The sequence below is a fragment of the Methanobacterium alcaliphilum genome (assembly GCF_023227715.1).
Lineage (GTDB): Archaea > Methanobacteriota > Methanobacteria > Methanobacteriales > Methanobacteriaceae > Methanobacterium_E > Methanobacterium_E alcaliphilum.
Window position 1 is genome coordinate 24,470 of the sequence record NZ_JALKIF010000014.1, and the last position, 25,847, is coordinate 50,316.

General features: G+C 34.8%; 21 protein-coding genes. 15 read left to right on the forward strand and 6 right to left on the reverse strand.

The window, feature by feature from the left end:
* Positions 1–90 precede the first annotated feature (90 nt).
* The 3 genes from leuS to MXE27_RS10250 all read left to right on the forward strand — a co-directional run bounded on the left by leuS (position 91) and on the right by MXE27_RS10250 (position 3,718).
* Complete coding sequence (leuS, locus tag MXE27_RS10240) at positions 91–2,949, forward strand: leucine--tRNA ligase (protein ID WP_248612341.1); 2,859 nt, start codon at positions 91–93, stop codon at positions 2,947–2,949.
* Between the two features lie 46 nt (positions 2,950–2,995).
* Positions 2,996–3,199, forward strand: a complete 204-nt coding sequence (locus MXE27_RS10245) for a hypothetical protein (protein WP_248612342.1) — start codon at positions 2,996–2,998, stop codon at positions 3,197–3,199.
* Positions 3,200–3,328: 129 nt separating this feature from the next.
* Positions 3,329–3,718, forward strand: coding sequence for a DUF8058 family membrane protein (locus MXE27_RS10250; protein WP_248612343.1), 390 nt, complete (start codon positions 3,329–3,331; stop codon positions 3,716–3,718).
* A gap of 1 nt (position 3,719) precedes the next feature.
* Here MXE27_RS10250 and MXE27_RS10255 read toward each other — a convergent pair whose 3' ends face one another.
* Entirely contained in the window at positions 3,720–4,499 is a 780-nt protein-coding gene (locus tag MXE27_RS10255) for a fumarylacetoacetate hydrolase family protein (protein WP_248612344.1), read from the reverse strand.
* A 24-nt stretch (positions 4,500–4,523) separates the two neighbouring features.
* Positions 4,524–5,384 carry an ATP phosphoribosyltransferase gene (gene hisG / locus MXE27_RS10260; RefSeq protein WP_248612345.1) on the reverse strand — a complete coding sequence of 287 codons (861 nt, stop codon included), beginning with the start codon at positions 5,382–5,384 and terminating at the stop codon, positions 4,524–4,526.
* 186 nt (positions 5,385–5,570) lie between these two features.
* Here hisG and MXE27_RS10265 point away from each other — a divergent pair, with 186 nt between their 5' ends.
* The 3 genes from MXE27_RS10265 to MXE27_RS10275 all read left to right on the forward strand — a co-directional run bounded on the left by MXE27_RS10265 (position 5,571) and on the right by MXE27_RS10275 (position 12,473).
* Positions 5,571–10,346 carry a PAS domain S-box protein gene (locus tag MXE27_RS10265; protein ID WP_248612346.1) on the forward strand — a complete coding sequence of 1,592 codons (4,776 nt, stop codon included), beginning with the start codon at positions 5,571–5,573 and terminating at the stop codon, positions 10,344–10,346.
* Between the two features lie 86 nt (positions 10,347–10,432).
* Positions 10,433–11,722 (forward strand): amidohydrolase family protein, encoded by a 1,290-nt coding sequence (locus MXE27_RS10270; RefSeq protein WP_248612347.1) that lies wholly within the window; start codon positions 10,433–10,435, stop codon positions 11,720–11,722.
* Between the two features lie 49 nt (positions 11,723–11,771).
* Entirely contained in the window at positions 11,772–12,473 is a 702-nt protein-coding gene (locus tag MXE27_RS10275; RefSeq protein WP_248612348.1) for an HAD family hydrolase, read from the forward strand.
* A gap of 4 nt (positions 12,474–12,477) precedes the next feature.
* On the opposite strand, the gene tfrA is transcribed toward MXE27_RS10275, so the two are convergent.
* Positions 12,478–14,127, reverse strand: coding sequence for a fumarate reductase (CoM/CoB) subunit TfrA (tfrA, locus tag MXE27_RS10280; protein WP_248612349.1), 1,650 nt, complete (start codon positions 14,125–14,127; stop codon positions 12,478–12,480).
* A gap of 223 nt (positions 14,128–14,350) precedes the next feature.
* On the opposite strand from tfrA, the gene sepS reads away from it, so the two are divergent.
* The 4 genes from sepS to MXE27_RS10300 all read left to right on the forward strand — a co-directional run bounded on the left by sepS (position 14,351) and on the right by MXE27_RS10300 (position 18,209).
* Positions 14,351–15,946 (forward strand): O-phosphoserine--tRNA ligase, encoded by a 1,596-nt coding sequence (gene sepS / locus MXE27_RS10285; protein ID WP_248612350.1) that lies wholly within the window; start codon positions 14,351–14,353, stop codon positions 15,944–15,946.
* A 241-nt stretch (positions 15,947–16,187) separates the two neighbouring features.
* Positions 16,188–16,571, forward strand: a complete 384-nt coding sequence (locus MXE27_RS10290) for a DUF120 domain-containing protein (protein ID WP_425438288.1) — start codon at positions 16,188–16,190, stop codon at positions 16,569–16,571.
* Positions 16,572–16,606: 35 nt separating this feature from the next.
* Complete coding sequence (gene ribB, locus MXE27_RS10295) at positions 16,607–17,284, forward strand: 3,4-dihydroxy-2-butanone-4-phosphate synthase (protein ID WP_248612351.1); 678 nt, start codon at positions 16,607–16,609, stop codon at positions 17,282–17,284.
* 184 nt (positions 17,285–17,468) lie between these two features.
* Positions 17,469–18,209, forward strand: coding sequence for an ATPase domain-containing protein (locus tag MXE27_RS10300; protein ID WP_248612352.1), 741 nt, complete (start codon positions 17,469–17,471; stop codon positions 18,207–18,209).
* Positions 18,210–18,456: 247 nt separating this feature from the next.
* On the opposite strand, the gene MXE27_RS10305 is transcribed toward MXE27_RS10300, so the two are convergent.
* Together MXE27_RS10305 and gatA are read right to left on the reverse strand one after the other, a co-directional pair.
* Entirely contained in the window at positions 18,457–19,956 is a 1,500-nt protein-coding gene (locus tag MXE27_RS10305) for an AAA family ATPase (protein ID WP_282731775.1), read from the reverse strand.
* Between the two features lie 75 nt (positions 19,957–20,031).
* The gene (gene gatA / locus MXE27_RS10310) at positions 20,032–21,408 is read right to left on the reverse strand and encodes an Asp-tRNA(Asn)/Glu-tRNA(Gln) amidotransferase subunit GatA (protein WP_248612353.1); all 1,377 of its coding nucleotides are present in this window, start codon (positions 21,406–21,408) and stop codon (positions 20,032–20,034) included.
* A 262-nt stretch (positions 21,409–21,670) separates the two neighbouring features.
* On the opposite strand from gatA, the gene MXE27_RS10315 reads away from it, so the two are divergent.
* The 5 genes from MXE27_RS10315 to MXE27_RS10335 all read left to right on the forward strand — a co-directional run bounded on the left by MXE27_RS10315 (position 21,671) and on the right by MXE27_RS10335 (position 25,465).
* Complete coding sequence (locus MXE27_RS10315) at positions 21,671–22,375, forward strand: methyltransferase family protein (protein WP_248612354.1); 705 nt, start codon at positions 21,671–21,673, stop codon at positions 22,373–22,375.
* A 212-nt stretch (positions 22,376–22,587) separates the two neighbouring features.
* Positions 22,588–23,574, forward strand: coding sequence for an alanine dehydrogenase (ala, locus tag MXE27_RS10320; RefSeq protein ID WP_248612355.1), 987 nt, complete (start codon positions 22,588–22,590; stop codon positions 23,572–23,574).
* A 134-nt stretch (positions 23,575–23,708) separates the two neighbouring features.
* A complete protein-coding gene (locus MXE27_RS10325; protein ID WP_248612356.1) occupies positions 23,709–23,873 on the forward strand; it encodes a hypothetical protein in 165 nt (54 codons plus the stop codon).
* A 76-nt stretch (positions 23,874–23,949) separates the two neighbouring features.
* The gene (locus tag MXE27_RS10330) at positions 23,950–24,585 is read left to right on the forward strand and encodes a LysE family transporter (RefSeq protein ID WP_248612357.1); all 636 of its coding nucleotides are present in this window, start codon (positions 23,950–23,952) and stop codon (positions 24,583–24,585) included.
* Between the two features lie 76 nt (positions 24,586–24,661).
* On the forward strand, positions 24,662–25,465 hold the full coding sequence (locus tag MXE27_RS10335; protein WP_248612358.1) for an HAD family hydrolase: 804 nt from the start codon (positions 24,662–24,664) through the stop codon (positions 25,463–25,465).
* On the opposite strand, the gene MXE27_RS10340 is transcribed toward MXE27_RS10335, so the two are convergent.
* Positions 25,466–25,693 carry a hypothetical protein gene (locus MXE27_RS10340; RefSeq protein ID WP_248612359.1) on the reverse strand — a complete coding sequence of 76 codons (228 nt, stop codon included), beginning with the start codon at positions 25,691–25,693 and terminating at the stop codon, positions 25,466–25,468.
* Between the last annotated feature and the right edge of the window lie 154 nt (positions 25,694–25,847).

Consider the following 25,847-nt stretch of genomic DNA (forward strand, 5'->3'; position numbering starts at 1 on the left):
TATAGTCAATCATGAAGCTAATTATCATTATTAAAAATATATATACTTTTAAATTTTAAAAAAAATCAATTTTACAATGGCGGTGATCGATTGCAGAAAAATATGGAGATCAAATGGCAGAAAAAATGGCGAGAATCAAAGATATTTCAATCTGATCCAGATAACCGGGAAAAAATATTCTTAACTGTAGCTTATCCTTACCCTAGTGGAGCCATGCATATTGGACATGGGCGTACTTATACCGTTCCGGATGTTTATGCCAGATTTAAGAGAATGCAAGGTTTTAATGTACTATTTCCTATGGGGTGGCATGTAACCGGGGCCCCAGTTATAGGCATTGCTAAACGGATACAACGTCAAGACCCTTGGACACTTAATATCTACCAAAACGTCCATAAAGTGCCCGAAAAAGAACTTGCAAAGTTTTCAGATCCAGAATACATAGTAAACTATTTCAGTAGCGAATATCACAACGTAATGGAACATTTAGGTTTTTCCATAGATTGGAGAAGAGAATTTAGGACTACTGATGAATCTTATCAAAAATTTATTGAATGGCAAATTCGCCAGCTTAAAGATAAGGGACTAGTAAGAAGAGGAGCTCACCCTGTAAAATACTGTGTAGAGTGTAAAAATCCAGTGGGTGATCACGACCTCCTAGAAGGAGAAGGTGTGGGAATTAATGAGCTAACCCTTCTTAAATTTGAAATAGATGGCTATTATCTGGTTCCTGCTACTTTCCGTCCTGAAACAATCTATGGTGCCACAAATTTATGGTTGAACCCTGAAGTTGAATATTTCAAGGTTAAAACATGTGGTGAAGAATGGTTAATCAGTAAAGAATCTTACATTAACTTATCAAACCAACGCAAAGACCTGGAAATTATAGAAGAAGTGGATCCACAGCCACTAATAGGTAGGATGGTTAAAAATATTGTCACTGGAAAAGAACATCCCATTCTCCCTGCCAGCTTTGTAGACCCGGAATATGCTAGTGGTGTGGTTTTCTCAGTTCCAGGCCACGCTCCTGCAGATTTAATAGCATTAAATGATCTTAAGAACAATGCTGAAGTTCTAGAAAAATATGATATTAAAGAAATTGTTGATAGAATTCAGCCCATTAATGTGATAACCCTTAAAGATTATGGTGAGTTTCCGGCTCAAGATGTAATTGAAAGTTTTAAAGTTGAAAATCAGAACGATCCTAAAATTAAGGATGCTACTAACGAACTTTACAAAATAGAACATGCCAAAGGTACCATGAGCCCGCACATTCCTGATTATGCTGGAGGTAAAGTTGCTATTGTTAGAGATGAAATCAGTGCTACCTTAAAAGAGGAAGGTAAAGCTGATTCAATGTATGACTTCGCAGAAAGGCCAGTTATTTGTCGTTGCGGTGGAAAATGTGTTGTTAAAATCATGGAAGACCAATGGTTCATGAAATATTCTGATGAAGACTGGAAAAATACCACCAGAAATTGCCTGGAAAAAATGAATATTATTCCCGAAGAAGTTAGAGCTAATTTTGAGTATTATATTGGTTGGCTCCATGATTGGGCTTGTTCCAGGCGTATTGGCCTTGGAACCAAAATCCCCTGGGATTCTCAATGGCTTATTGAACCCTTAACTGACTCAACAATTTACATGTCTTACTATACCCTTGCCAAATATATGAAAGATATCAACCCTGATGATTTAAATGATGAATTATTTAACAAGGTTCTTCTAGGCCATAATACCAATGTTGCCCTGCCAGAACAACTCACTAAAGAAATGCAGGACGAATTCAACTACTGGTATCCTCTGGACTGGAGACTTTCAGCAAAAGATCTGATAGGAAACCATCTTACATTCCATATATTCCATCATGCAGCGATATTTCCTGAAGATAAATGGCCTAAAGGAGCTGTTGTTTTTGGAATGGGCCTTTTAGAAGGACATAAAATGTCATCATCCAAAGGCAATGTGATACTTCTCTTTGATGCTATTGAAAAACATGGCGCGGATGTCGTAAGACTGTTTTTAATGTCTTCTGCCGAGCCGTGGCAGGACTTTGATTGGAGAGAAAAAGAAGTTAAAGGAACTAAAAGGCGGTTAGAGTGGTTTGTGGAATTTGCAGAAAAAGTGGAGAAAATCAATGAATCACCTTTGAATTTCGCTGAAATGAATTCTAATCCGCCGGAACGATTTATAAGTAAGTGGATATTAGGACAGCTCCATTTAAGAATCAAAGAGGCGAGTGAAGCTTTAGACGGATTCCAGACCAGAAAAGCAGTTCAAGATGCACTTTTCCTCCTAAAAAAAGATATGGATCACTATTTCCGCCGTATAGAACATCACCTTAGTGATGAAGAAGAGCGTTTAAAGATTGCAGAAGTACTAAAAACCGTCCTAGAATCATGGATTAGATTACTGGCCCCTTTCACTCCCCACACATGTGAAGAACTATGGGAAAAATATGGTGGAGAAGGATTTGTTTCCAACGCACCATGGCCAGTTTATGATGAAGAATTAATCGATGAAAATATCCAGAAAGCAGAAGAAATCGTGCAGGGGTTGGTGCAGGACATTTCGGAGATTAAAAAGATTGTTGATGTTGCTCCTAGCAAGATCCATATATATTTAGCGCCTAAATGGAAATGGGAAGTTTTTGATATTGCCCAAGAAGTAGGTAGACCTGATATTGGTAGAATCATGGGGCAATCTATTCAAAAAAATGTTCATGACGATAAAAAAGAAATTGCAGAGTTTGCTAAAAAAATAAGCCGAGAAATGACCCGAATCAAATATGTAGGTTATTTGGATGAATACCAGATACTCACTGATGCCCTTGACTATGTCTCCCTGGAAGCTGGCGCTGAAATTAGTATTCATGACGAACCAGACTATGATCCAGAAGGTAAATCCAAAAATGCCATGCCCTATAAACCTGCAATTTATATGGAATAATTGTAAAAAATATTATTCCCACACTTTAATTTATGGAGGATTTTCAATGGAGAAAAAACCAGAAGCTAAACGAGTATATGCCACCATAATTATCGGTTTTATGTGGTTGTTGGCATTGGGACTGTGGCTATTTTTCTATGCTGAAAATTTCAGTATCATTCAGAACATAGCTGCGTTTATAATATCAATAGTTATTATAGGGGCCCTATGTGTTGCATTGTGGGTTCCATGGGCCATGAAAAATGGTTGATATTTACCTTGATTTTTCTATTTTTTAAATAATACCTCGCTAAAAATAGAATTTCATCTTTTTTAAAAGATAATTATGTGCTAAAATATATTAATCGCCATATTTAAATCAAAAACAGTGATTATAATGATGATAAGAAATATAGTTGCAAGTTACTCCCTTTTTATGGGCATTTTAATAACTGCCACGTGGATACTATTTATTTTAACAGGGCAAGTAGGGGAATTTTTAGTTAAACCTGCCGAAATTACTCTACATTTAATAGCTGAATTCACTACTGCAATGATGCTAATAATTTCAGGAATCAGTATTTTGAAGAAAAAAAGGAAAGCTTACAATTTAAATTTAGTTGCTCTGGGAATGTTATTTTATACTCTGATAATGAGTCCGGGATACTACCTTCAAAAAGGAGAACCTGTTTTGGTAGGGATTTTTGCCATATTTCTAATTTTAACATCAGCAGCATTAGTTTTAAACTTTAAAAAAGAGTATGAAATTAAATTAGAACGTTTAACCTGATTTAATATTTTATAACTTTATTTTCCAGTATTCCAATATCTTCTATCTGGACCTGTACTGAATCTCCAGGATACATTTGCCCAACCCCCGGAGGAGTACCAGTTGCAATAACATCCCCTGGATTTAAAGTCATAGCATCCGATATAAATTCCACCAAATCACTTACTTTAAAAATCATGTTTTTTGTATTGGAATTCTGTTTAAATTCCCCATTTAATTTTAAAGAGATGTTTTGATTATCTGGATCCATTTCAGTTTCTATACATGGCCCTAACGGGCAGAAAGTATCAAAACTTTTGGCTCTTGTCCATTGCCCATCTTTTCTCTGAATATCCCGAGCAGTAACATCATTCATCGCAGTATAACCTCCGATGAAATCCACAGCCCCAGTTGAAGTTACATTTTTGGCTTTATCCGAAATTATAATTGCCATTTCTGCCTCGTAATCAACTTCCTGAGATGTTTGAGGATATATGATTTCATCTTCTTGACCAATGATCCCTGAAGGTGGCTTCATAAATATTATGGGTTCTTCCGGGATTTCCATATTCAATTCCCGCGCATGATCCCTGTAATTTAAACCCACACAGATTATTTTTGAAGGTATGACCGGAGACAATATTTGAACTTCTTCTTTTAGGAACGATTGTATGCTTGATTTAAATGCTTTTTCAGGGGATTTCAATGCATCTAGAATTGGAAAAGATGTTTCAATTATTTCTTCCCCCTTTAAATATCCTGTTTTTATCTTTCCCCGTTTTTTAAATCTTAAAAATTTCAACTCATCACCAATTCTTTAAAAAAATCATATTATCCTTTCGATAGGAACTACCAAAATGTCCCTTGCCCCTAATTTTTTAAGGCGATTCACAAGATTAAATACTTCATGTTCATCCACTACTGCATGGACAGCCATTATATCATCACTGGATAAAACCCGGGAAACAGTGGGGCCAGTCATACCCGGCATAGCCTTGGTAACCTGATCAAGCTGATTTTCATTGACATTGAGCATAATCAGTTTCTTGCCTTCAGCATCCATTACACCCCTTATACCAGTACGTACTTCCTCAATAATCTCTCCTTTTTCATGGTAGCTTTGAGGATTAGCAATTAGTTTTATGGAGCTATTTAATATTGTATCAACTATTTTCAGATGGTTCATTTTTAATGTAGTTCCAGTACTAGTTAGATCAGTTATGATGTCCGCTACACCAATGAATGGGGCAATTTCCGTGGAACCACTTAATTCAACAATTTTAGCATCAATGCCATTATTTTTAAGGTATCTATTGGTGAGATTAGGGAATTCTGTGGCCACAACAGTGCCTGATTTAATATCTTGTAAAGAGGCGATAGGTGATTCTTCGGGTACAGCTAAAACTAAACTTGCCTTCCCAAAATTTAGGTCTTCTAATATTTCAACATTCACATCTTTTTCTTCAATCAAGTCTAAACCAGTTATTCCCATATCCGCCGCACCATCCGCAACAAATTCAGGTATATCTGCAGCCCGAGTAAACATGACACTTATATCCGGATGATAAGTATCTGAAAATAATTTTCGATTAGTATTATCCTTTAGACCTATGCCGGCTTTAGCCAGTAAGTTAACTGCAGGTTCACTTATCCTCCCTTTTGAGGGGAGAGCTATTCTAAGTTTCATTATCATCACCACGAAATAATATTAAATAGATGAGTAATTATGCATATGTTCCCAATAAACCATTAGTATTTGCTGCAATTCAGCATATTTTTCATCAAATAGTTATTTGCAGAATATACTTGATTAAAGTATTGAATATTCCATTCATTATCTATCTCATTTTAAATATTGTGATTTTTGTAAGTTATGGAAAAGCTGGAATATTTAATAAAAGAGGCACATATATTATACTGCATATGGTATTATGTAGTTGCTGCGAGGCATTTAATGTCCCCTTTTAAAATATTGATAGTGGAAGATGATGCCATTGAATCTCTAGATCTAAGGAGAAGACTGGAATCATTGGGATACGAAGTCCCTTATGTTGCTTCCAGAGGCCATGAAGCAATAGATAAAACAAAAGAGATAATGCCAGATTTAGTTTTGATGGATATTAGTTTAAAAGGAGATATGGATGGGATAGATGCGGCTGAAGAGATAATAAAATATAATATCCCCATAATATACTTAACCGCCCATTCAGATGAAGCGACTGTTAAAAAAGCAAAACATACACAACCTTATGGGTATTTAATAAAACCTTACGATCCTAATGAACTAAAATATGCTCTTGAACTTGCCATATATAAAAGCAAAAATGATAAAAAGTTAAAAGATAGTGAAAGAGTTTCTAATGCCATACTTGATTCTTCAAATGATTCTTTATTTTTAGTTGATACCGATGGAATTGTAATGGCTGCCAACAATACAGTTGCCAATTATTTTGGATTAACCAAAGAAAAAATGGTTGGTACTGAGCTCAAAAATATTGTTGATCAGAAATTTATGGATTGTCGCTCTAACTATTTTAAAACATCCATAAAAACCAAGCAAAGCGTTGAGTTTGAAGGCGAATATGAAGGGGCTTATTTTCATCACCGAATTAATCCTATAATTGAAGATGGTAAAGTTACCAAGTTAGCAGTTTTCAGCCAGAACATAACCGATAAAAAAATAGCAGCCCAGAAAATTATTGATTCTGAAAAAAAATATCGTACTATTTTTGATCACGCCGGATCGGCCACATTACTTTTTGATAGTGATGGAAAAATACTCATGGTTAACTCTGAGTGGCAGAAAGTTTCAGGTTATTCCCAAAGAGAAGTAGAAGGGAAGATGAAATGGATGGAATTCGTCCATCCAGATTATATTGATTTAATGATAGATTACCATCAAAAAAGAGTCAAAGGCGATGTTTCAGTACCCTCCAAATATGAATCTTGCTTTATTAAGAAAAATGGCGATTTGCTACATATGTATGTTTCCGTGGTATCCATCCCAGGCACGAAAGAATGGTTAGCATCCGCTATAGATATTACTGAATTGAAAAAAACTCAATCCAAGCTATTAAGTAGTGAAGAAAGATTGAAAGTAGCCTTGCAAAGTGCCAACGCCGCTATATTCGATTGGAACATTGCAACGGGAAAAGTTTACTTTTCACCAGAATATTACAAAATGTTCGGTTATGCGGTAAATGAATTTTTTCCCAATTATAATAGTTGGGTTAATTTAATCCATCCTGAAGACCGGGAAAAAATCAGCCAGAAGCTTAATAAGCAGATTAAAGAAAAAGTAAAAAATTTTGAAATAGAATATCGTGTTATTTGTAAGGATAAAACTATAAAATGGATTTTAGGCGTGGCTAAAGGTGTTGAATTCGATGAAAACAATGTTGCCACGAGAATTATCGGTATGAATCTAGATATAAGTGAAAGGAAAAAAATGGAAGACGAAATATGGAGATCCAAAAATTACCTTGATAAAATTATTAACTCGATACCTGATCCAGTATTTGTAAAAGATAAGAATCATCGTTGGATTTTGATAAATGACGCTTTTTGTGAGTTTATAGGTCATTCAAAAGAAGATTTATTACACAAATCAGATTATGATTTCTTCCCTCACCATGAGGCCGATATCTTCTGGGAAAAAGATGAAGAAGTATTTGAAAGTGGGCAGGAAAATATCAATGAAGAACAGATTACCACAGTTAACAAAGATAAAAGAACCATAATCACTAAAAAAATACTTTACACTGATAAATCCGGAGAAAAATATTTAGTAGGTGTTATTAGAGACGTTACAGACCTTAAAAATGTTGAAAAAACATTGAAAGAACAGTATAATTTTCTGCAGTACTTAATGGATAGTATTCCCAGCCCCGTATTTTACAAAGATACTGATTACAAATATCAGGGTTGTAATAAAGCTTTTGAAGATAAATTAGGTGTTTATAAAGAAGAAATTATCGGTAAAACTGTTTATGATATTAATCCTCTAGATTTAGCAAATAAATTCCATGAAAAAGACAGAGAGTTGTTTGATAATCCAGGCACCCAGATCTATGAGGCCCCTGTTAAATATGGTGACGGCACCATTCACGATATCCTATTTACAAAAAATACTTTTAATGACCCTGAAGGCAATTTAGCAGGGATGATTGGAGTTATGTCGGATATTACTCGATTAAAAGATATTGAAAAATCTCTTAAAATATCAGAACAAGAATATAAAGGGATATTTGAAAATATTAACACTGCAGTTGCAGTTTATGATGCCGTGGAAAATGGTAAAAATTTCATATTTAAAGATTTCAACCAAGCCGGTGCTAGAATAGAAAATCTGAATAGAGAAGATGTAATTGGTGAAAAAATTACTGAAGTTTTTCCGGGTGCCGAAAAATTTGGAATATTGGAAGTTTTACAACGAGTATGGAGAACAGGTACTCCTGAAAAATTCCCTACTTCCTTTTATGAAGACGAAAGAATCTCTGGTTGGCGTGAGAATTATATTTACAAATTACCCTCCGGAGAATTAGTGGCAGTTTACGATGATTTAACAAAACAAAAACAGACGGAAGAAGAATTAAAATTAAATGAAAATAGACTAAAAATTTTAGTGAAAATTTTACAGTATACTCCAAAATCAGTCCAGAATTTATTGGATTATGCACTTGAGAAGGCTATTGAGCTCACTGGAAGTAAAATAGGTCATATTTATCATTATAACCCATATAAAAAGCAATTTGTCTTAAAAAGCTGTTCTAAGAGCATTATGGAAGAATGTTCTATTTCTGAATCAAATAACAGTTATGAGTTAGAAAAAACCGGTGTTTTGAGTGAAACCGTCCTTAAAGGAACCCCTCTAATTTTAAATGATTTTAAAAAGTCTTACATCCCTAAAAAAGGATATCGGCGGATAAATACTCCCATTTACAAATACATGACCCTTCCTGTTTTTAGTAAAGGTGAAGTTGTAGCAGTAGTTGGTGTGGCCAACAAAGAAAATGATTATACTAAAACCGATTTGCTACAATTAGAATTACTCATAGATGCCGTCTGGAAAGTAGTGGGTCGTCAAAAAGCAGAAGAAGCTTTAAAGGTTTCGGAAACAACGTACAGGGCCATTTTTGAAAACACAGGTACTGCCATGGCCATTAGTGAAGACAACATGGTATTATCATTGGTAAATGAAGAATTTACTAAACTTACAGGTTATTCTAAAGACAATATTGAAAATAAAATGTGTTGGACTGAATTTTTTAGAAAAGACCAGTTAGAAAGAATGAAAAAATATCACAAACTAAGACGAATTGATCCAACTAAAGTTCCTAAAAATTATGAAAGTCGAGTTAAAACTCGAAATGGAGATATAATAGACGTTTACATGAGCGTTGCTATGATTCCCGGCACTAAAAATAGTTTAGTGTCAGTACTGAATATAACCGATAAAAAACAATCCCGTATTAAATTAAGAAGGGAACTTAAAATTACTCAGGCCTTAGCTCGCATATACTCTCCAATAATATCTCCTGATTCAACAATAGAAGACGTTGCATTCGCTATTTTAAAAGAATCAAAACAGTTGACAGACAGTGATCAAGGATTTGTTTCATCCATAGATCCTCAAACTAAATACAACATCGCACACACACTTACCCCTATGATGGCCAATTGTAAGGTAATGATAAATGGAGAAAGAGGATCATTTACGGAAAATGTCCAAGGAAAATATGAGGGGCTTTGGGGACACTGTTTAAATACAGGTAAATCATTTTTCACCAACACTCCACAAACTCACGAATCGTCACACGGAACCCCTGAGGGGCATGTGAAATTAAGACGATTTTTATCAGTACCCGTATTTTTAAGGGAAAAATTAGTGGGTCAAATTGCACTGGCCAATTCTAATAGAGATTATATCCAAAATGATATCAAATCTATTGAGAGAATTGCAGAATTTTATGCTTTAGCTATCCAAAACAAAAATACAGAAAAAGAAATAAAAAAATCTCTCGAAGAAAAAGAAACCTTGCTTAGAGAGATCCACCATAGAGTTAAAAACAATATGCAGATAATATCCAGTTTATTGAATCTACAAAAATACTGGGACTCTAAAAGAAACACTCTAGAAATGATTGAGGATAGTCAAAATCGAATAAAAACAATGTCTATTGTCCACGAATTATTATATCAATCTGATCAACTTTCCAAAGTTAATTTAAAAACTTATATTGAAAAATTATCAAATTACCTGTTTGAACAATATTCCGCCCGTCCTCGCAAAATTCTTTTAATAACAGATCTAGATGAAATCTATGTAAATATTGAAACCGCAGTTCCCTGCTGCCTAATTGTAAATGAACTGGTTTCAAACAGCTTAAAACACGCTTTTTCAGAAGGAAGCGTCGATGGAGAGATTAGAATTTCACTCCATGAACTTAATGGAAAATATGAATTGATTGTCCAAGATAATGGGATTGGATTTCCCAAACAAATTGATCTGGAAAAAAAACCTACATTAGGGCTTTATTTAGTTACTAGTTTAGTAGATCAAATTGATGGTAACATGGAAATTAAAAGTGAAAACAGAGCACTATTTAAAATTACATTCAAAGAACTGGTGTATTCCCAAAGGGTTTAAATAATAATTTTTTCTTTAATGGTTCTTAAGCAAAAATTTATCTATTCAAAAATAATATTGTTTTTAATGATTTAGAGGCGGTGAATATGGAAACTCAGACTATTTTAATAAAAAATGCTAAAATATTAGGCGGAAATCATAATAAAGGATCTGTGTTAATTGAAAATGATAAAATAGTGGAAATTTCCCATGAAATTGATGTTAATGCAGATAAAGTAATTAATGCTGAGAATAAAATTTTGATGCCCGGTCTGGTTAACACCCATACTCACCTGTCCATGACACTTTTACGCGGGTTAGCAGATGATTTGCCATTAGATGTATGGCTTAATGAACACATATGGCCCATGGAATCCCATTTAAATGGAGAATATTGTTATGCTGGTGCTCTTTTGGCATGTATAGAAATGATCAAATCAGGCACCACCACCTTTAACGATATGTACTTCTTTATGGATGACGTGGCGCGAGCTGTAGAGGAAACCGGACTTAGAGGAGTTTTAAGTCATGGCATGATTGATTTAGGTGATGGAGAAAAAAGAAAAGCAGAATTTGAAGAAACTGAAAGGGTAATAAAAAAATGCCATGGCGCCGCTGATGGAAGGATAAGTGTTGCTTTTGGACCTCATTCACCATATACTTGTTCTAAAGAACTTCTAGAAGGTGTTCGTGAAAAATCCGACAAGTATGGTGCTCTCATCCATATCCATGTTTCAGAAACTGAGAATGAAATCCAGCAGGTGAAAGAAGCACATGGCAAACGACCATTCGAATACTTGAATGATATTGGTTTTTTGGGAGAAAATGTTCTGGCAGCGCATGCTGTGCATCTTTCTCCAGAAGAAGTAGAAATTATAAAAAATAAAGGCGTTAAATTATCCCATAACCCGGCCAGTAATATGAAACTCGCTTCAGGAGTTTCACCAGTTGATGAAATGATTAAAAAAGGAGTTTGTGTTTCCCTAGGTACTGATGGCGCTGCTTCTAATAATAATCTGGACATTTTAGAAGAAATGAAACTGGCAGCCCTTCTGCAAAAAGTCAATAATATGGATCCCGAAGCATTATCTGCAGAAACAGTGTTTCAGATGGCCACTGCAAATGGGGCCGATGCTTTGGGAATGAAAAATGACCTGGGAACTATTGAAGTTGGTAAAAAAGCAGACCTGATTCTTTTAGATATGAAAACATCTCATCTTACTCCATTTAGACATCCTAAATCCCATATTGTTTATTCTGCCAATGGATGTGATGTTAACACCACTATTTGTAATGGGCAAATTTTAATGGAAAATAAAAAAGTTATAAGTTTCCCTGAAATCCAAGCTATTGAAATCGCTGAAAATGCCGCAGTTGAGATGCTTTCTAAAGATTGAAAAACTTGAATCCCAACTTCATTGAAAATTAAGTGTTTGGTGTTATTTCATGAAGCAGTTAGTGCTATTTGATATAGATAAAACATTAATTGACAGATCTGAGTGTCACCACCAGGCATTTATCCATGCATTTAGAAAAATTTTTAATGTAAATACTTGCGTTGATGTAATTAACTATCATGGAAAGACAGACCCTCAAATAATGCATGAAGTTTTGCTTGAAGAAGGCCTTGATGAAAATGAAATCTGTCCCTTGAAGAATGATTTTATTGATTGTCTCTCCCAGTATTTTATTGCTAATGTGAAGTTTGATAAAATTAAAGTAATGGATGGGTGTCAAGTACTTCTAAAAGAGCTTGAAAACAAAAAAGTTGTTTTGGGACTTTTAACTGGTAACCTGGAAACTATTGCTTATGCTAAACTCAACCATGTTAATCTGGGGCATTATTTCAAGTTGGGTGGTTTTGGGAGTGACAGTTATTACCGGCCTAATCTGGTTAAAACAGCCTTAAAAAGGGCTAAAAATGATTTTGGGATTATTCCCGATAAAGACAATATTTTTGTTGTTGGTGACACTCCACTGGATGTGGCTGCAGGAATAATGGCAGGCGTACTCACCATAGGAGTTGCCAGCGGAGAATACTCAATTAATGAATTAGAAGACAGTGGTGCGGATTTTGTTTTAGATAATTTAAATGACTTTAAAAAATTTTTAGAAATTGTAAAAAAAGAAAAGAAAATCAGAAAATAGTTCATTACCTTGGAATTAAACCAATTTTGCCATTTCTATTTAAAACTATACTCTTTTTCCAGTCATCCCGGGTCTCAGAGAAATCTTCACGATAATGAGAACCCCTACTTTCCTGTCGCAATACTGCCCCAGTGATGACCATTTTAGCTGTTTCAATCATGTTTTCAACTTCTAACGCATTTTGCAAATCCCTGTTAAATTTAGACTCCCCAGAAACATCCATATTCTGCAAATGAGATTCTAATTGATTTATAACCCTTAAAGCCATTCTAAGACTCATTTCAGTTCGTATTATGGCCACATTTTCCCACATGGTTTGTTGAAGTTCTTTTTTTATTTGTTGAGGAGAAATATCTCCTTTTTTGATTTTACCCTCTATCCTATTTTTTTCTCTTTCAATGAATACCTTGTTCAATCCATCATCTGATTTTAGAGCATTTTTTGCAGCTGATTCCCCTGCTCTTTGCCCAAAAACCTGGGTGTCAGCTAGGGCATTTCCACCTAACCTGTTAGCACCATGCACTCCCCCAGTAACCTCGCCTGCTGCAAAAAGATTTTTAAGAGTGGTTTTGCCATCTTTATCAATTTTAACTCCCCCCATGAAGTGGTGAGCTGTGGGAGCTACTTCCATTGGTTCTTTTCGAATGTCCACACCCACATCCAAAAATTGGAGCAGCATGGTTTCCAGTTTTTCTTCTATTAACCCAGGGGCCAGGTGAGTTACATCCAGAAATACCCCCCCATTTTCTGTACCTCTTCCTTCCATTATCTCATTGTAAATAGCCCTAGCAACCACATCCCTAGTAGCTAATTCCATGCGAGAGTCGTAATTGCCCATGAAACGGTTTTCATCCTTATCAAGCAATAATCCTCCTTCTCCACGAACTGCTTCGGTTACTAAAACCCCTTTTCGAGAATCAGGATATACCATCCCTGTAGGGTGGAACTGCACCTGTTCCATGTCAATTAAATCGGCTCCAGCATTCCAAGCCAATGCAAAACCATCACCCCCCTTTTGAATAGTGTTAGAAGTCACTGGATAAATTTGTCCAGCACCACCAGCAGCCAAAATAGTTGATTTTGCCCGGAATATCATTAGTCTAGAATCTTTTAGTGATACACCTACGGCTCCTTGAACTTTTTTTCCACTTTCATCCAAAATCAAAGCAGTTATCATTACCTCATCCAAAGTTTCGATTCCCTGCTTAATTATTTCCTCTTTTAATGCCGTAATCATTTCATGACCAGTCCTATCGCCCTGGAAACAGGTTCTCCTATATCTCTGGCCCCCAAAAGGTCTCTGATTTAATTCTCCAGATTCTTGACGATCAAAAAGGGCCCCAAAGTTTTCTAGATCTACCAATCGTTTTGAAGATTCGTCCACTAATATTCTGGCCAATTCAGGATCATTAAGAAATCCCCCACCTTTTAAAGTATCTTCATAGTGAATATCCGGATTATCATCACTATCTACAAATGCAAAAGCCGCATTATATCCCCCTTCAGCCATTCCTGTACAACCGGATTTAAAAGATAATCCTTTAGAAATAATAATAGGTTTTAAATTATATTTAGAAACTTCTATAGCTGCTCTACAGCCAGCTCCTCCAGACCCAATGATTAAAACATCACACTGATATATCTCGCTTTCCATGTTTTGAAATTGCTTATCATGATTATTATAATTTTATGGTTTCATCCTTTGTTAAAAAAATATTCTTAAATATTCTCTCTAAATGGAGCATCCTATCAATATAAATAAAACCAAATAAAAATTTTAAACATTATCCAATATATAAAATAAAGATAAATAAATACAAAATGATAAAAATTCTAAATTTTACGATGGGTACTCTAAAAATACTTGGAGGCATAAATTGAATAAGAAAAAGATTATTAAACTTGCTAAAAAAGATTTTGAGAAGGCCTGGGTTGAAAGTGGTAAACTTTTGAAACCCCCTCACCATGATCAACAGTACCCCCGGTTAAGATTTTGCACCGGGAAAACTCACACATTATACGATACTATATGGGAAATTAGACAAGCATATCTCCAATTAGGATTTCAAGAAACTGTAAATCCTCTTTTTATTGAAGAAGATCATGTTTACAAGCAGTTCGGCCCAGAGGCTCCTGCAGTTTTGGACCGTTGTTTCTATCTAGCCGGTCTGCCACGGCCAGATATTGGACTGGGAATGGATAAAATAGAAAAAATAGAAAGTCTAGGCGTGAATGTGAACGAGGAATTACTGAAAAATCTGCAAGATGTTTTTAGAGGGTATAAAAAAGGAGATGTCTCCGGTGACGATTTAGTTCATGATGTTTCTAATGCATTAGAAATACAGGACGATATGGGGTTAAGGATTCTTGAGAGAGTTTTCCCTGAAATTCATCAGCTGCAGCCCGTGCCCAGCCGCACCACCCTCCGATCACACATGACTTCTGGCTGGTTTATCTCACTGCAAAACATCCACAATAACTCCCAACTGCCATTGAAGCTCTTTTCAATTGATCGTTGTTTTAGAAGAGAACAAAGAGAAGATTCCAGCCATCTTATGACCTATCACTCTGCATCATGTGTAATAGTTGATGAGAATGTCTCCTTAGATGTGGGCAAAGCAGTTTCAGAAAGTTTATTGGAATACTTTGGGTTTTCCAAGTTTAAATTCATTCCAGACGAAAAAAAATCAAAATATTACATACCTGAAACTCAAACTGAGGTTTATGGTTATCATCCCCGCTTAAAAGATTGGGTAGAAATCGCGACTTTTGGACTTTATTCGCCCATTGCCTTGGCAAAATATGGCATTGACCAAGAAGTGATGAATTTGGGAGTAGGTGCAGAAAGAATAGCTATGGTGCTGCATCAAGAAAATGATATTCGTGAGATGGTTTACCCCCAAATATACCGTAAATTATCACTTTCAGATAGAGATTTAGCCACCATGCTTCGTATTAATTATTATCCTGTGACAGAAGAAGGGAAGTTATTAATGACCCGCATTTTAGAAGCCTGGAAAGAAAATGCATCTGCAGAATCCCCTTGTGAATTTAAAATATTTGAAGGAGAATTTTTAGGCAAACCAATCAATCTAAAAGCTGTTGAAGAAGAGGAGAATACTAAGCTTTTAGGACCTGCAGCCAGCAATGAAATATATATTTATAATGGAAATATTGTGGGAGTTCCTATGGAAGGAAAAATGGAAAATGAACTTATAAGAGATGCATTGAATAAAGGAATCCCTACAAATATAAGTTATATTGAATCTTTAGCCGCTGATGCTGCTTACAAAATTGAAGAAATGGTGGTGAGTGGAAGAAATGAAATTACAATTAGAAGCACCATTGCACGTTCCCTTTCAGATATAAATTTGCAGCTGGATAATGTGGCTATGAAATATATAACCGGAAATAATAAAGAAATTGATATTAGGGGGCCTATATTCTCAACATTAGTTTGTAATCTGATTTAAAGTATTTAAAAAATTATTAGGATGATTTAATTTATAATAAAACTTCAAGTACTAGTAAAAATTAATGATAGAAACTTATACATATCATGCCATGAGTAAGTAGTTTCATACTCCCACATCTTAAACAGTTAGTGCGGATAATTGATTATTGCGAACTTTAATAGGAAAAATAAATAATTTCTGAGTTTTACGGACCTAAAACCAGATTAATATTTTAATATAATAGAAATAGAGAGGAATTATGATGAAAATAAATGGTCTCATTACTTCCGGATCAGGGAAAGGAGAGTATTTCATGTCACAAGACATATATACATCCCAATTTAAAGATAAATTAGGTTTTATTCCATTTAAGGGAACTTTAAATATTTTAATTGAAAAAGAAGATTTAGATAAAATCCATTCAATTAAAAATAAAAATTCAGAAGTTATAAAAGGTTCAAAAGGTTTTGGAAATGTTTTGTTGGTTGAAGCAAATTTACAGGACAATGTGAAAGGCGCTATCATTTTTCCAGCCAAAACAACTCATCCAGAAGAGTTTTTAGAGTTCGTTGCCGCTGAAGGTCTCCGTAAATCTCTTCATTTAAGGGATGGCGATAGTGTGACATTAAATATAAAAGAGTGATATTTCTTTTTAAAATATATCCAGGTAGTGATTACATGATTCAAAAAGCTTTAGAAGCATTAAAAAACGGTGAAATAGTACTAGTATTTGACGCCGATAACCGTGAACGCGAAACTGATATGATTGTCGCAGCGGAATTTATGACCCCTCAACACATGACCACAATGAGAAATGATGCAGGAGGTCTTTTCTGCGTACCATTATCTTCAGAAAATTCAGATAAATTAGGAATACCCTTTATGACAGACATAATGGAAGCCGCTGCAGAAAAATATCCAGTTTTAAGTGAATTATCCCCTACAGACATCCCATATGATGAAAAATCAGCATTTTCTATAACTCTAAATCATCGCGAAACATTCACCGGAGTTACAGACAACGATCGTGCATTCACCATAAAAGAATTAGGCTTAATGTGTAAAAAAGGGACTCAGAAAGAATTAGGAAAATTATTCAGAGCTCCAGGACATGTTACGCTCTTAAGAGCCGCTGAAGGCCACGTCCTTAAAAGAAAGGGCCATACCGAAATGAGCATAGCCCTCATGGAAATGGCCGGTTTGACAGAAGTCGCAGTGTGCTGTGAAATGATGGACGATGTTACTGGTGGTTCACTAAGTACTGATGATGCTAGAAAATACGCAGAAGAACATGGTCTGGTTTTTTTAAATGGTGCTGACTTAATTGAGGCATATAAAGAATTTAAAGGTTTATAAATTCTAATTCTCATTTTTTTAATATTTTAATAATTTTATAAATTAATTTAAACTTAGCTTAATATTTTAATAAGGAGATAAAATTATAATATTAACTGATTAACTATTGATCAAAATAATAATGTGTATTAATAATAAATAATTTTTTAATTCTAATTAATTTTATCAGATGGAGGAAGTATTTATGGATAGAATTCAAATTGGTATTGGTGGATTAGATGATGCCTTGGGAGGCTTTCCCTATGGCAGGTCCGTGCTAATTACTGGAGATGCAGGGTGTGGAAAAACAATCTTTGGTCTTAAATTTGCAATAAGTAGCTGTGAAGCCGGTTATTCAACCGCATATATAACTGCAGAAGAAGATTCATATGATTTACATGTTCAGGCAAATTCATTTGGATGGAACACTCAAGAATTAGAAGAACAAGGTTTATTGACTTTCGTAGAATTAACCGGTATTAGGGCTAGAATCACAGAGGCTGAGATAAGTATGGATATGGATCCCATGAAAGGTAACTTCACCAAAATACTCCATGACATACCTCCCGAAACTGAAGTAGTGATAATAGACAGTTTAGGTGGATATACTGCTAAATTAACCCCCTATGATTTTAGAAATCAGTTCGATCTTTTGGTATATGAATTAAAACAGAGAGGAATTACCTCTGTCCTTATACTGGATAGTGCAACATCCAATGAATTCAATGAATTGGCTCTTTTCTCAGTTTATGGTGCAATTAAACTGGTGAGAAGGGAGAACCCGTATACTGGACGCCGGGAAAGAGTTATGGATATAATAAAAATGAGGAGTACTAAAACCCCTACCCAGTTTTTAACTTATGACATTGGCTCAGATGGTATAATCATCCAGAATGGGGAAGAATATTGCGAAGATTCTGAATTACAGGGCAATTTTGAGGGTTAATCAACTTAACCCTATTTTTTAAAATAAAAATATTTTTTCTAATTTTTACTTTTAAATACCTAACCATTGGCCCATTCACCTTATCTCACAAAACAATTTTTCAGTTTTATTTTTGATGATTTAATTAAATACAAAAATTTTACCAACTAAACAGTCAAAATCAATTTTCACTTATCATCTATTAGACTATAGTCTAAAACTTTCAAAAAGTATTAGATATGCCAAATAATTAAAATATAATATTTAACTATCTAAAAGAACCAAATTTCTTATCTAAATCGCCAATAGACATATACTTCCCAAATTGTGGAGTTTTAGCCATTTTTAATATTTCATCAGCATCCAAATATTTTTCAACTGTTTCAAGAGCAGCTAAACAGAAATCTTCTAGTTTGATTTCAACCTCGGGAGTGCTACCCCTTTCAACCATTTTAACCTTAGGAACACTGGCTACCATTTCTACATCCAGAGATTTTTTAATGAACTCTGCTGCTTTTTCAAATATTACAGGATCATAAACTCTGTTTAAAATAATTCCCGGCACACTTAAGCCTAATTTTTGTAACATGATGGCGTGAGAGATTAAATCCACTGATGCTGTTTCTATGCCTCCTTTACTGCAGCCGGAAACTAATAATATAGGAATATTAGCAGCTTTGGCAATTTCTGCAGATGAATAAGGAGTTTTTTCATTTAAAATGCCTGTGAAAACACTCATGACTCCCTCAATAAGGACTATATCATAACCATAGGAACTTAAACTTTTTAAAACATTTTCTAAGTCCATCCATCCCAGATTTCCAATTTTTATTGATGAATGAGGTTCCATCTCTTCTTTAATTAAATATAGAGCAGGTACGATATCCCTTATATCTGGGCCTACTTTTAATATCCCTACTTTAAGTCCTTTTTTACGCAGCGCCCCTGCAAGTCCTGTGTTTAAAAATGTTTTACCCGAATCAGAACCTGTACTTCCCACCATGATCATCAAAGGAAGTTTTTTTGAAGTATTATTATAAGGAGGAACAGTTATCCCAGTACCTATACCCAGTTCACCTTTTAACCTATCTAAAAGTTCCTGATTATCAGTTTTTATTTGAAGCTTATCCTGTTCACTGGCATCAATGTAATTCAGGATGTTATCCACCAGTGGCGGGTTTTTATCAAGGCAACCATGAATCATGGTTCCTACAACATTCCCTTCATGATTTTTAACCCCTGCCAGTACTTCTTGAGGATCATCCGTATAATTTACCCGCCTAATATGGGAATAAAATACAGGATCAGCATCACCATCTATTTTACCATAAGTGTGGCAGTGGAACCCACTGATGTTCTCACCCACCAAACCCTGGGTTAAAAACGATTCATCTGTTATCCTAGCCTCTACCTGGTCATTGCTGATCATGGGCTGAAAATTCACATCTAAAAGTCCCAGACCTTCTTTTATTATTGGGCAAGGTGATTTGCGACCGATATCGGTTTCTTTTGCAAGAACCTGGAACCCTGAACATATTCCTAAAATGAATTTCCCCTGACTATTCATCTTCTTTATCTCATCTGCCAAATCCGGTGTGAGACTTCCTGATTCAACTATACTCCCACCAGGAATTATTAACCCATCTAAAACTTTATGAGCGTTATTCCCTTCAACCATGCCGTTTTGTCCAACTATATGAGTGGGGAGGTGTCCAAAATTTTCAAATGCCGGGACTGCTCCTTTAAGATGCACTAGTCCAATCTTCATGATTTCAGCCTTTTATCATAACTCATTTAATTAAATAAGAAAATTTGACTAAGATTTAAATAATTAAAAAAATAATTAAGAGGATGATTCCAATGCGGCCATAGCATGGATTATCTTGTCATCGTCCAGAGGTTTTGCTTGCATTTGTAATCCGACAGGGATTCCATTTACATCCCCTGCTTTTTGGCTGGATGCCGGTATTCCTGCTAAGTTTGCAATTACAGTCAATACATCATAGGCGTACATTTCCATTGGTTCTAAAGTATCTCCTAATTTGTGTGGTAATTTAGGAACTGTAGGGCTCACAATGACATCTACTCCATTTAATAATTGGGTTATTTCCTTCCGGATGAGGGATCTAGCCTGTAAGGCCTTCTTATAATATTTTCCACTGAATTCTTGTTGACTTATATAGGAACCCATATGAATTCTTCGCAGTACTTCTTCACCACAAACATCCTCTATTTTGTATCCATATTTTCGGCCGTCATATTTACGGGTGGCTGAGAAAAATTCCACATAGTTTATGAGGTAGTAAGTAGGTAGGCATAAATCAATATTATCAAAGCTTAATTCCACTACCTCTGCACCCATATCGCTCATTTTATCAATGGATTTTTCAATAATTTTAACTATTGCATCATCTGTGACTTCCTGGAATTGTTTTACTACACCCAGCTTCATTCCTTTTAGTGAATCTTCACCATTTTCCACAAGGGAAGTGAACTGTGGTACTTCCCAGTCCAAAGTAGTGCACTCTTTAGGATCCATTCCAGATATTACATCTAACATTAAAGCAATTCCCGAAGTATCTCGAGCCAAAGGACCTATTTGGTCAAGACTCATGGCTAAATCAAGAAGACCTTGCCTGGAAACTCCACCATAGGTTGGTTTAAATCCCATGACTCCACAGTGGGATGCCGGATTTCGAATTGATCCACCAGTATCAGAACCTAATGCCAGATCACACATTTCAGCAGCAATGGCAGCCGCACTTCCACCACTGGACCCACCAGGTATACGGCCCGGTGCTGTAGGATTATCTGTTGGGCCGAAATAAGAAGACTCAGTGGAACTTCCTGCTGCGAATTCATCCATGTTAGTCATTCCAATGATTATTCCATCGTTTTCTTTTATTCTCTTTATGACTGTGGCATCGTAACTTCCCTGATAATTTTCTAACGTATTGGAAGCAGCAGATATGATGAAATCTTCTACATTAATATTACTTTTGATACCAATGACCATACCTGCCAGTTTTCCAACTTTATCGCCATTTTCTATTCTAGAATCAATCTCTTCAGCCGTTTTCAAGGCTTTTTCATGATTTATCTCTAGAAATGCATTAATGTCCGGATTTTTTTCTTCAATTACTTTAACATATCCATTTAAATTATCTATGGCAGTAATTTCATGATTCTTAATTGATTTACATTTTTCCAGGAGATTCATAATAACACCCGATTATTCATTTAAAAGAAAGTCCATGCAAAATCCTAACAGTACTTATTTCATGAACCATATAAACGTGAATATAACGTATAACATCATTATTTCAATGATTTATTACTAATGTAGTTACTAACATGACTCTTTATAAATTTACTATTTGAGATATTATACAGATATTATATTATCCAATGATATAAAAATAGAAGTTCATTTAGAATATAATTATCTCATTAATTTAAAAGATTATAATGGTACTGGAAAAATGAACTCCTTAAAAAATATTATTCCGCGAATTATATTGTTAATGTTCTTTTTGATACCATTATTCTGGTTCCAAGAATTCTACATACATTTCTACGCTTATTTGACCAGTAACGTGATAACTGCCGTGGTTACTCAAAAATGGCAAATTGTTCTGTTTTTTATATTGTTATTTGTCGCATTTTTAATTCCACTGTCATTTCGCCGGAAAGCCGGTTGGTTAGAATACGGGCTGGTGGTGGCATTTTTTATATCATTATTTGTGGAAATGTATGGAATACCACTGACAATCCTACTGGCATCTAAATATTTTTTTACCCCTGGAACACAACTACCACCTAATGTTTTAGAAGTTAATTTTCTAGGGGTGGGTTTGGGTTTTGATATGGCCATGATTTATGGTTCTATTTTAATATTAATAGGGACCATACTAATTTTACTGGCCTGGATAACTCTTTATATCCATTCTAAAGACCACGGGTTAGTTACCGGAGGAATTTATAAGTACAGCAGACATCCGCAGTATTTAGGATTCATACTGATTATTTTAGGGTGGTTTTTTGGTTGGCCTACACCATTAACTTTAATATTTGCACCCATATTGATTTATAAGTATTTAGATGTTTGTAAAAAGGAAGAAAAAGAAATTACAATAGAATATCCAGAATATGGAGAATATAAATCCAATGTTCCATTTATGATTTGAATATGTTTCTAGTTGATTAATTTTAGATATTAAATATTTCACAAAATAGGAATTATTATACACAAATAGTAACATTTAAGTAGGAAACTGCCTATAAAGTACCAACAAGATTTCATCAAAATTCTTGAATTAAGTTTAAGGATTGTGGAAATGGGATTAGTAAAAATAGTGAAGTTAAGATATCTGATTGGATAAAAAAATCAGGTGCATCAATGAAAAAAACTATAATTTTAACCCAAAGTGAAATAAAAGAACTTATCCAGATGGATCAAGTTTTAGATGCTGTTGAAATGGCATATGCCGAACACGCCCACAAAAGAGTTCAGATGCCTGCCAAAGAATATTTATTTTTTGAAAAAGGGGATTTGCGAATTATGCCCTGCTATCTGCAGGACTTGGGGGAATCCGGAGTGAAATGTGTTAATGTACATCCCACCAATCCCCAAAAACAGGATTTACCCACGGTAATGGCTATGATAGAATTAGTGGATCCTGAAACCGGTTTCCCCCTGGCCATTATGGACGGTACCTGGATTACCAATATGCGAACCGGTGCAGCAGGAGGAGTTGCTGCCAAATACTTAGCAAGGAAAGATGTAGAAACTTTGGGGCTTGTCGGTGCTGGAAAACAAGCTTATACTCAACTTATGGCCTTAAATGAAGTAATAGATATTCAGGAAGCTGAAGTTTACTGTCGTACCTGCTCTTCTAGAGAGGCCTTTGCTAAGAAAATGTCTGAAACATACGATATCCCAGTAAAAGCAGTAGATTCTCCTCAAAAAGCTGTAGAAAACAAAGACATTGTTGTGACTGTGACACCTGTAGATCACCCTGTAATTAAAACTGAATGGATTTCACCAGGAACCCATATAAATGCCATGGGGGCTGATGCACCTGGAAAAGAAGAATTAGAAACAGAATTAGTTTTAAAGTCAAGAGTTTTCATTGACAACTGGGATCAGGCCAGTCACAGCGGAGAGATAAATGTTCCATTTAGCAGGGGGCTGCTCCAGGAACAGGATTTAGCAGGTAATCTGGGTGATGTTATAATAGGGAAAAACCCAGGCAGAATATCTGATGAAGAAATTACCATATTTGATTCCACAGGACTGGCAGTTCAGGACATTGCCACATCCTGGACGGTTTATGAAAAAGCAATTGAAATGAAGATAGGTCGCTCCATTGATTTTCTGGAGTGAATTTTTTATTTCTTTTTATGAAATAAACAGACAAGAACTTTCTATTAGGTTATTATATAACAATAATCTTTGACCCATAATTTACTAACCACAAGTATATACTCTAGTTTGACATATACTTATTTGGTGTTTAGATGTACCAGAACAGAGTATACATTACTGATATTCTTAATAAAATGAACCACGTTTCTGAGCGCCTTAGATATTTAAGCCGTTCTAGATCCTTTAAAAAAGAACAGGTCGAAGAAATTGATTACCACCTTAATGAAATTACAAAAATTTTAAATGAATGTAATTAGCAATTTTTAAATTAATCTTTTAATAAAATTTCCCATCAGTTCAACTGATTTTTTTACACATATTCTTAGTGATTTAATGATAGATGTAGCTTTATTTACATTAACTGCCTTTTTAGTAGGATTATCTGGTGCTATTGCTCCAGGGCCCATGCTAACAGTTACTATTTCTGATTCCATGCAAAAAGGTTTTTTATCAGGCCCCTTAATCGTAAGCGGCCACATGCTTGTAGAATTAGCCATTGTTCTATTAATCATGACTGGTTTAGGAGGGGTTATTGGATCACCCCTAGCCGCATTTATTATTGGATTAGTTGGGGGAATTGTCCTCATGCTCATGGGATTACAATTAGTAAAAAATTCCCCTATTTCAAATCAAAACAAAGAAATAACGGTTGATAAAACCAAATATCAATCCATATTAAGTGGAATTGTAACAAGCGTGAGTAACCCCTACTTTTTTATATGGTGGGCCACTATAGGGGGCGCATTTTTATTTAAGGGAGTGGGTATGGCAGGAGTTATAGGACTAATAGGGTTTTTAATTGGGCACTGGTCATCTGATCTCGTTTGGTTCAGCGCAGTTTCCTTTTTCTCATCTAGAAGCACCAGCCTAATGAATCAAAATACTTACAAAAATGTTATGAAGATCTGTGGAATTTTCTTAATTGGCGTAGGAGGTTACTTCTTCATGAATTCATGGGGATTTATTTAAAAAAATTTTTAATAATTATTTATACTGACAAAAAATTAAATAATTTTAAATAGATATTCCACTAATTTTCAATTGTATGAATTCCCTGAAACCTAAAGCTGTTGTATTTGACAACTCTGGAACTTTAATAAAACGTTATCGTGCTCTTAAAAATATTAAAACGAGTGAAATTTGCGATTATATGAATTCTATGGATATAGTCGATTATACTGGAAATAGAGCACTTGTAGTATTGCAAACAGACCCTGCGAAGTGTTTGATTAATGCAAAGGGAGATCAAACAATTTACCAGTTTATTAAAAACAATAATGTGGATTTTGATATCAGTTACTCCACCAATGATGTTAATAAAGAAGACGTTTTAAAATCTTTAAAGCAAGATAATTCCACGATAAAAGACATACAGGACAGTATAAAAGCCGTGCTGGATAAAAAATACAATGTCCAGATATGCAGCGGATCTGGATTTATTATGGATATGGATACTAATAAAGTTGAATTTACGATAACCGCAGGTGGTAAAATATTTCCAGAAGTATCTGAAGTAATAAATACTCTTAAAAAAATGAATATAGACATATTCATTGCATCCGGTGATCGAAAAGGATCTTTAAAACAATTAGCACAATTTATTTCCATCCCCCCCAACAATGTATTTGGTACTGCAAGTACAAAACGGAAAAAAGAAATCGTTAGGCAATTAAAAGAAAAATACAAAGTTATGATGGTTGGAAATGGTTCTAATGATATTTTAGCTTTTGAAGAAGCAGATATTGGTGTTCTAACTTTGCAACAGGAAGAAGACGTTCCAGAAAAGGTTTTTTCTGCTGCAGACGTAGTAATATACAACATTCGAGAAATTCTCAATATTAATTTTTAATTATAAATGTTCGTACTCCTCTTTCAATCCATCCACTAGTTCAGTATATTTCTCCACATCATGCAGCCAAATTTTTACTTTTTTCCACACTAAATTGCATTTTTGATCTTCTTTTTCTCCAACCACCCGACGTATAGCAAGATCAACTTCTTTTCGTTCATATTTATCTTGCGGATCTAAACCTGCTTCCTTCATGACATTTTTCATGTGCCTCAAGTAACAGCTCATGGAATCTCCCCCATATTTTTTTTAAAGGTTTAACTAACCTCCATACATAATTTAGTTATAGTCCTAGTCTAAGTATTTTATTAACCTGTGCAATTGTGCAATCCCCTAAAATCTATTTAATTTTAATGATGATGATATCTGTTGGATCAATCCT